At 47.4% G+C, this 9,431-nt stretch carries 6 protein-coding genes and 1 tRNA gene; all 7 read right to left on the bottom strand.

All coding sequences use genetic code 11. The annotated features are described in order from the left end of the window. Positions 1-145 precede the first annotated feature (145 nt). The 7 genes from glmM to ACXX53_RS19210 all read right to left on the bottom strand — a co-directional run bounded on the left by glmM (position 146) and on the right by ACXX53_RS19210 (position 9,395). A complete protein-coding gene (glmM, locus tag ACXX53_RS19180) occupies positions 146-1,486 on the bottom strand; it encodes a phosphoglucosamine mutase (RefSeq protein ID WP_458570304.1) in 1,341 nt (446 codons plus the stop codon). A gap of 48 nt (positions 1,487-1,534) precedes the next feature. After that, positions 1,535-2,908 carry a CdaR family protein gene (locus ACXX53_RS19185; protein ID WP_458570297.1) on the bottom strand — a complete coding sequence of 458 codons (1,374 nt, stop codon included), beginning with the start codon at positions 2,906-2,908 and terminating at the stop codon, positions 1,535-1,537. Next, on the bottom strand, positions 2,901-3,725 hold the full coding sequence (gene cdaA, locus ACXX53_RS19190) for a diadenylate cyclase CdaA (protein WP_458570298.1): 825 nt from the start codon (positions 3,723-3,725) through the stop codon (positions 2,901-2,903). The genes ACXX53_RS19185 and cdaA overlap by 8 nt, the downstream gene beginning before the upstream one ends. A 171-nt stretch (positions 3,726-3,896) precedes the next feature. Then, positions 3,897-4,532: an anti-sigma factor gene (locus tag ACXX53_RS19195; RefSeq protein ID WP_458570299.1), complete on the bottom strand. Its 636-nt coding sequence runs from the start codon at positions 4,530-4,532 to the stop codon at positions 3,897-3,899. Between the two features lie 131 nt (positions 4,533-4,663). Then, positions 4,664-5,230, bottom strand: coding sequence for an RNA polymerase sigma factor SigW (sigW, locus tag ACXX53_RS19200; protein ID WP_458570300.1), 567 nt, complete (start codon positions 5,228-5,230; stop codon positions 4,664-4,666). 566 nt (positions 5,231-5,796) lie between these two features. Next, the gene (gene ppc, locus ACXX53_RS19205) at positions 5,797-8,589 is read right to left on the bottom strand and encodes a phosphoenolpyruvate carboxylase (RefSeq protein ID WP_458570301.1); all 2,793 of its coding nucleotides are present in this window, start codon (positions 8,587-8,589) and stop codon (positions 5,797-5,799) included. Between the two features lie 732 nt (positions 8,590-9,321). Then, positions 9,322-9,395 (bottom strand) — tRNA-Gly (locus ACXX53_RS19210). Between the last annotated feature and the right edge of the window lie 36 nt (positions 9,396-9,431).

Consider the following 9,431-nt stretch of genomic DNA (forward strand, 5'->3'; position numbering starts at 1 on the left):
TGCTCTGTTAGCAACCTCTAGCTTCGCTCCCCAATAATTGGTTGGAGTATCTTGCCTCCCCTAGCCTGCTCTAACAGGCAAACAACCGCCATTCCTAAGGATTGGCGGCTGCTATACAACATGTTCAATTACAATTATTTACCATCTATTGCAATTCTCTCTCGACCACATCAGCGATCTGCTTCACGTACGCTTCCACGATTTCAACTTCCGGTCCTTCCGCCATCACACGAATCAGCGATTCAGTACCCGATGGACGAACGAGAACACGACCGTTATCGCCCAGTTCCTTCTCAACTGCCGCCACTGCCTCTTCTATAGCGACATTGCCAGCGTATTTGCTCTTATCCACAACTCGAACATTCACGAGAATCTGCGGGTATTGGCGCATCATAGTCTTCGCTTCAGCCAGCGTCTTATTGCTGCCTTTCAACGTATTAACCAGTTGGATACCCGATAAGATGCCGTCACCCGTCGTGCTGTGATCGAGGAATATGATATGTCCAGACTGCTCTCCGCCCAAATTGTAATCGCCGCGGCGCATCTCTTCCATCACGTAGCGGTCGCCTACAGCCGTCTTAGCCGATTGCAGGCCAAGCTTTTCAGCAGCCTTATAGAAGCCAATATTGCTCATCACAGTCGATACGATCGTATCGGACTTGAGCGTGCCTTCCCGCTTCATAGCATCGCCGCAAATAAGCATCAGATGGTCCCCATCGACTTCCTCACCATTGCCATCAACGGCAATCAGACGATCAGCATCGCCATCAAATGCAAGGCCAAGGTCAGCCTTCTGACGCACCACTTCCGCCTTCAACGCTTCTGGATGCGTGGAGCCGCAATGATCGTTGATGTTCAAGCCTGTAGGCTCCGCAGCTATTGTAACCACTTCAGCGCCTAGATCGCGGAACAGTCGAGGTGCTAATTCGTATGCAGCGCCATTCGCGCAATCCAGCACGATACGCATTCCTTCAAATGAATGCTTAACCGTCGATTTCAGATACTCAGTGTACTTCCATTTTGCATCGAAATCAGACTTCACTGTACCTAGATCTTCACCAATCGGACGAGGCAGCTCATCCACTGCTTCATCCATCAACGCTTCAATCTCAAGCTCAGTCTCATCAAGCAGCTTAAAGCCGTCGCGTCCGAAAAATTTAATGCCGTTATCTTCAACCGGATTGTGTGAAGCAGATATCATAACACCTGCATCTGCTCCCAACGTACGAGTCAGGTAAGCTACTGCCGGTGTCGACAAGACACCGAGCAGGATGACATCGGCGCCAATGGACAATAGTCCTGCTGTCAGCGAAGCCTCCAGCATCTTGCCGGATACACGTGTATCCATACCGATAAGCACTTTCGGCTTAGCGACTTCCTTCGTCAATACATAGCCGCCGCAGCGGCCAATCTTATATGCTAATTCAGCAGTCAATTCACGGTTTGCAACACCGCGAACACCGTCAGTCCCAAAATATTTCCCCATATCTATCGTGATTCCCCTTTTATCGAATGTCATTTCAGTATAATTTCATTAGCCCTTAGAAGTCACCTCATGTTCGTTCTCTTTAGGTGCTTCTCCTCCGTGATCCACATTGGTCGAAGAATCTTCTGGAGGTGTGGTTTCTGACCCTGGATCCGGATTTGGCTCTGGTGGCGTCACAGCTGGCTGCTCCTTCTCCTGAATGAAGATGACCACCTGATAGCCCGCAGGATCCACGAGTTTAACGAACCTAGGCAGATTGACCTGCAGAGCGACTTGATGCGTCCCAGGAGGCAGATCATTCACGTTGGCAATAAGCTGAACATCCTTCGCCGTCAAGTTCTCAACCACATTCGGTGCTCCTATAACAGTCACGTCGTATTTACGGGAAGCCGGTTCCGTAATTGACGTTATGAGACGATCGCTTTCACCTGTCAGCGTAATCGGTACGTCTTTGATAACCCTCTGCACATCCGCAGCGATCGTTACCTTGACTGCGATTTCGCTTGGTTCTATTTTCTCAATGTTTGGAGGCGGCGTCAACTTCACATTAACGGTATACTCACCCGCTGCTGTGAAATCAGAAGTATTGACTTGAACACTGTCATAGATATCGATCTTCTCCAGCTCTTTCGTCGCACCGTATAAGGTCACCGTATTCACCGATGGCTCAATGGAAGCAACAGATAAGCCCGCCGGCAAGGAGCCTCTCTGATTGATCTGAAGAGGTACGCTCTTGAACGGCTTCGTAATCGGAATCTCGACTTCCACAACAGAAGGTGTTATGACAGCATCCTTCATCTCTCTGCCTGCAGCGTCATATGCCGTGAGCTTGGCCTGCTTCTGTATAACAGATGTATTAGCTTTATCTATCTTGACTACAGCGCTCACGGACTTCACTTCATTCATACGAGTCGTAGGCAGCGTGACATGTACGCGATTAGTAGGCCTTATGATCGGTGTTCCCGCGGTATATCCCACTTCCGGAGTACCTTCCGTCTTAGCCTGCACTTCGAACTGCTGCGTCTGCACACTCTCCAATTCAACCGTAACCATAGAAGGTGACATCTGAATCATTTCAATATTATCTGGAACCTCAAATTTCAGCGGGATGACATGCCTGCCTTCTCCATATCCCGTAAGGTCCAGCACCACCTTATAATCAGCGGGTTGGGTCGTTTCAAGCGTAGCCTTCTTCCCTCTTACTTGAATCCTGATCGTTTCCGATGACATTGAACGAATGTGCATGGTTTCTGGATCTAATCCGACCGTCTGCACAGCTACAGAATTAATCCATTTGGTCACCATAGTGGGCTGGGTAGCTACTGTACTGGCATCCTCTTTATGTACGACAATAAACAACAGCACACCCAGCACCAAAGCGATTATTTTAGTCGATGTGTTATTTAATAGCCACTTATCCATTGTGCTCACCTTTCCGCTTCCAGAACTGCCATAGCTCCTTCTTGGCCTTCGGCTTAAGTTCTTCAAACAGCTTGGAGATGAGAGATTCTTCTTTAATATCCCGTACAACTTGTCCATTTAAGGCCAATGATACTTGTCCTGTTTCCTCCGACACGATGATCGAGACTGCATCTCCTACCTCACTGATGCCTATACCGGCACGATGACGTGTACCCAGCTCTTTGCTTATGAATGGATTCTCGGACAATGGCAAATAACACGCCGCTGCCGCGATCGAATCTCCCCTCACGATAACTGCGCCGTCATGCAGCGGTGTATTCGGAATAAAGATATTGATCAGAAGCTCAGAACTGATGTGAGAATGCATCGCAATCCCGGATTCGATGTACTCATTCAGCCCCGTACTGCGTTCGAACACGATTAACGCGCCTATTTTGCGACGAGACATGTGATTGACCGCTTTAATCAACTCGCCGATTACACGACCGGTCTCATCCTTCTCATTGCTCGATCTTCCACCAAATATTTTACCTCGTCCGAGCTGTTCTAATGCCCTTCTAAGCTCAGGCTGAAAAATGATGACCAATGCGATCACCCCGAAGGTGAACACCTGGTTCATCAACCATTCTAAGGTATACAATCCAAACCACGTGCTCAATGCCCATGTCGCGACGAGAACTAATATACCCTTCAACAATTGAACGGCTCTCGTGCCTCGGATCAGAACTAATAATTTATAAATAAAGTAGCTGACGATCAAGATATCAAGAATATCCTTGATCATATCTTGCCACGTCATATCTGCGAAATAATTCATGAAGGTACCCCCGGCATGTCCAAATAAGATCATCCTTCTGTCTTATATAACTATAACCTTTTCGGCAATTCGACGCAAAATTCCTTTTCCATAAAATAAAAAACTCTTCTGCCATAACGCAGAAGAGCTGTTATCAACCTATACAACGATAACAAAAGCAGCTATAAAGACTTACGGTATGGATGCCGTACGCGTGAACAGGCTTGATATCTGGTACCATAGCCAATCAAGGGCTTCATCGATCTGTTGGACGGATCCAGTAATATGTGCTGTTGAAGCTTGATACAGGTTGCCATCAACCACAGTCAGGTTACCCTCTACTTCTCCGTATACCTCAGCTTCGCCGTTGTGTATAGTTAAATCTCCTTTAACCACTTTGCCGCTCGGAACGATAACCTTGTTGTTCTCTAGGATTATTCCGTCGAGTTGTGAGCCCTTCACAAGCATCTGCTGGTCGGAATTCCACATGCTGAGCGCGCTGGACATCATGACAAGTACAAATACGGCCGCAACCGTAATAGCAGGATGTCTCTTTGCCCATAAGAATAACGGGCTTTGCTTCTTCGGCTTCGGTATGACTGCCATGATACGATCCGTTAGATCATCTGCCGGCGGCTGCAAACGATGATTGAATCCGTACAACAGACGCTCCGTCGATTCTAACTGACGGAATTGCTCACGGCAAGCCGGGCATGCAAGCATATGCTCTTTTAGTTCTAATGCGCATGATCGCTCCAGATCGTCATCCAGTAAATCATGCATCAATGAGACGGCTTGTTTGCAATCCATCTGAGCCAGTCCTTTCATGGGGTCTTCACATGCATATACAGCAGTTCCACTCTCGTCTAGTATAGAAACAAGTGTGGCAATTATCTGCTGTTGTTATACGATACGTCATCCAAGCGAAATCGTTTCATAGTTTTATACTGCTATTTTTTTCAAAGCTTATGTTCAAGCTTCTTGCGTAAAAATTCACGTCCCCGGTGAACACGAGTTTTGATCGTAGTAACCGGCATATCTAATACATCGCTTATCTCCTGCAAGGACATGTCCTGCAAATATCGCAGCACCATGACCGACTTATACTTAGCAGGCAGAGTCTCAATCGCTTCATGGATCATCCGCTGCGTCTCACTGACGAGCAGATAGGATTCTGGCGTTCGATCATCGCTTGGGATCATAGCGTAGCCGTCGACGCCTTCTTGATCGTTCATTTCCGCGTCAAGCGAGTAGCTTGGTTTGCGTTTGCGTAGTCGGTCGATGCACAGATTAGTCGCAATGCGATATATCCAGGTTGAGAACTTCTGATTGGAATCATAGCGGTGTAGATTCCGATATACCCGCAGAAACGTATCTTGTACCACGTCCTCCGCTTCATGACGGTTGCTTAGCATACGATAAGCGAGGTGAAAGATTTTGTCTTTGTACAGTTCAACGATCTCGGCAAATGCCCGCGTATCACCGTTCTGCGCAAGCATTGCCAATCGCTTTTCAAGTGTATCCAACAGTCTCCCTCCGTCCTCTTTGCTCAATGGTGCCGAATCTGTTTGCTGTTTGCTCTGCAATGACAATACCGGCCATGATGAGCAGGACTCCGAGCCATTGGAGCATAATGACCTGTTCAAGAAGCAACCCATGTAAGATGACCGTTATCACATTATGAACCCGCGCATATGATGGGGGTCAGGCTGCTTCTACTCCAACGTAACTTTATAATCGAGGGTAACGTTGGAATATGGTTAATCAAGGCGGCTAGCAGCATGCACCTTCCTTCACTTGTGAAGGATATGCGCTTCGTATGTGGGCTTAAGCGCGCAGCAAGTCATTAGCTTTCCGCGCTCCACCCTATCTGACTTATCGTTACTTGAGGCGCCGTGTAGCCTTGCGCAAAGGCAAGCATATCGCCGGAAGATTTCATCCTAAACCTTTGAACACCTATAAGAATCAATTCCTCTATTTCATAACACAGGAAAAGTCGAGCCCTGCCTCAGCAGGACTCGACCCCATCAAGCGAAACAGCCGCTCGATACGCCGTGTTCGGGCAACCCACTATATTCAGCTTAAGCGGGCATCAGCCCGTATTTCTAACTCCAGAAGCAATTCCGTTAATCGTCAAGAGCACTTCGCGTAAGAGTTCAGGATCATCCTGTCCCTGCTCACGCAGCGCGCGAAGTTCACTCAGCAGCTGCACTTGCAGATAGCTAAGTGGATCGACATACGGGTTGCGAAGTTTTATCGATTCTAGAATGACTGGAACATTATCGAGAATTTCTTTCTGTCCCGTAATTTCCAGCAGTAATTTAGATGTTAAAGCATATTCTTCCTCAATGCAACCAAATATACGCTCACGAATTTCAGTATCCTTAATCATCGCTGCATATTCCTTCGCAATGTTCAGATCAGCCTTGGCAAGCGCCATCTGCAGATTGTCAATCAACGATTGGAAGAAGGAGAACTGTGCGTACATCTCGCGAAGCTCTGCCAGCTTCTCAGGTTTGTTATCGTAGAACTTCTGCAGCGCCGTACCAGCCGCGTACCATGCAGGCAGCAGGTATCGACTTTGCGTCCATGCAAATACCCATGGAATCGCACGCAGATCCTCAAACTTGTCGCTATTTTTACGCTTCGAAGGTCTAGAACCGATATTCAATTCACCGATCTCCGGAAGCGGTGTTGATTCCTTAAAGAACGTCAAGAAGCCAGGGTCACGGAAGATAAGGTCTTGATACTTCTCAAGAGCAGTCTCTGAGATGCCCTTAATCGTTTGCTCCCACTCTGCTTCCTTAGGATCGCTTTGCGGCGTGCGGGCGAGCATAGCGGCTTGCAGCAGCGCAGACGTAGCCTGCTCTAGGCTGCGATAGGCAATGCCCTGCATCGCATAACGGGAGGACAATACTTCACCCTGCTCCGTGATCTTGATGCCTCCGCCAATTGTGCTAGGCGGTTGCGCCATGATACTGCGGTTAAGCGGCATACCTCCGCGACCGAGGGCACCTCCGCGGCCATGGAAGAACTTTAGCTTCACATCATACTCTTGTGCTGCTGCAGTCAGATCCTTCAGTGCTACGCGAAGTTCCCAGTTCGCTGTTACCACACCGCCGTCTTTATTGCTGTCCGAATAACCGAGCATGATCTCTTGCAGGTTATTCATGGACTCTACAGCTTGACGGTAGATCGGCATCTCAAACAACAGCTTCATGATGGCTGGCGCTTCATGCAGGTCATCAATCGTTTCAAACAGCGGTACAGCTTGCAGCGTACAGCATACTGTTCCATCTTGCTGTTTATAGAAGAGACCAACTTCCTTCGCAAGCAGCATAACTTCCAGAATGTCGCTAGCCCCGTTCGTCATACTGATCAGGTAGCTTGTAATGCAGTTCGTGCCGAATTCCTTCTGTGCCTTGAATACGGTACGATAAACGTTTAGACATTCCTCTGTTGATTCCGTGTATTGAATATACGGCGACGTTAGCGGACGTGGATCGTTGAGCAATCGCTCCATCAGCTCGATCTTCTCTGCTTCGGATAACGAACCGTAGTTCTGAACAATATTCATCTTAGCCAAGATTTCCGTCATCGCATTCTCATGCTCTTGACTGTGCTGACGAATATCGAGCGTCGACATATGGAAGCCGAACAGTTCAGCTTGACGGATTAGCTTCTTCACATGCGTATCAGCCGCATAGTCAGCAAAGTGATGACGCAGGCTGCGATCGATGATCTTCAGATCCTCTATGAATTCATTTGCCGAGTTGTATCGTTGCGTAGTTCCTTCTGTGGATTCATCCAGAATATTGCGCAGCTTCTCGACCATATAAGTAAGTTTGATACGGTATGGTTCTCTGTGGTTAAGCCATTCCGGCATGTTCTTCAGATCAATCAGCTGTTTATCTTGCTCAATTGATTGCTTGAGCTCATCGCTGATCTGAACAATCGTCGTACTGAATGTCAACGAGCGGAACAATTGCTTGCAGCGCTCTTCGTATTTGCGAATAGCCAATTGACGGTGCATCTGCAGTGTTTCCCATGTTACGGATGACGTAACTGACGGGTTGCCGTCGCGGTCTCCACCGATCCAGGAGCCAAACTTCAAATAAGTTGGCGCATGCCATGTCCGAGTTGGGTAATACTTGTCCAGACAACGCTCCAGTTCGTGATAGACGTCTGGCAGTACATCGAATAGAGTCTCGTGAATGTAATAAAGACCGTTGCGTACTTCGTCCAGTACCGTAGGCTTACGGTCGCGAAGTTCATCGGTCTGCCAGAGCGTGATAATTTCGTTTAGAAGCTTCGCTCGAAGCTGCTCACGCTCACGGTATGTTAGCGTTGGGTTATCGAGCTCCATTACGTCTGCAGAAATACGCTTATTAATATCGAGAATCGCACGGCGCATAGCTTCGGTTGGATGGGCCGTCATCACGAGCTCCAGAGATATCGTTTCTAGGATGTCCTGGATCTCCACTACATCCACTTGGCGCTCCTGAAATTCAAGAATGACACTTTCGATCGAGCCAGGCTGCACCGTTTCTCCAGCAGAACGCTCATAATCACGTTTGCGTCGAATGCGATGATTCTGTTCTGCAATATTGACTAGTTGAAAATAAATCGCAAATGCCCGAATCACCTGGTGACGAATTTCAGGATTTAACGTATTAACTAGCTGTTTAAACTCCTCGTATAACTCCGGTAAATGTACAACACGCAATGATTTGCTTAGCTCGCGAATCTTTTCAACGATGTTAAGTAATTCGTTACCGCCTTGATGGACAAGCACTTCGCCAAGGATATTTCCTAGAAAACGAACGTCTCGCCGCAGCAGGTTGTTGGAATTCGCTTTGTTTGCGGTTATCGTTAAGTCGGTCATTCGTCTCCCCCATCTCCACTCGCAGTTCGCACTGTTTTTGACTTTCTTTACATCATACTATAATTCGAAACGAAAATCTTTAGTTTTATTTGAAAGTTACATCCGTTTTCAGTCAGCTTACTTGCTGTAAACGCTTATATAGGATATATGTAAATTGATTTTGTTGACAATTGTCATCAATATATTTGGCCTAGTTCCCTGCTGTGTCAGATTCATCAGAGTGTTGCGGTTTTCCTTTACAGTGCCCATTTTGGTTATAGAAAATGAATCCTCGACCAGCGCTTGAACTCCGGTCAATTTATTTATGACTGTGCTCGCTCGTGGTTGTCCTCGATCGTAGCCGTCATTCGCGTTAGACGGTTTTTCCACGTTATCTCCTACCTTGAGCTCACTCTTCACTCTGTAACGGGGAATATCCCTGTTAGAGCGCTCTTAGAGCCTCGTTAGCTCATGACCGTCCTCGCGTAAGACGGTTTTCCCCCGTTATCTCTCCCATGGAGCTCGCTTACCATTCTGTAACGGGGAATATCCCTTTTATCGTGTCCGAAACACGTTAAATGGTCACCGTTTCACAGTAAGATTCACCTTAGAGATTGAAATTCGAGTTATGATTGAAGTAACAGGAGAACTGAACACTAGTCTTAGCATAAAGCTACAGCTTGCAACCGGTGATATTATCGACAGTATCTATATAACAAAAAAAACGCCCATTGGCGTCTACTGTTATTATTATGGAGCGGGTGATGGGAATCGAACCCACGCTATTAGCTTGGAAGGCTAAAGTTCTACCATTGAACTACACCCGCATATTGATGGTCGGGATGACACGATTTGAACATGCG

The organism is Paenibacillus marinisediminis (assembly GCF_054343325.1).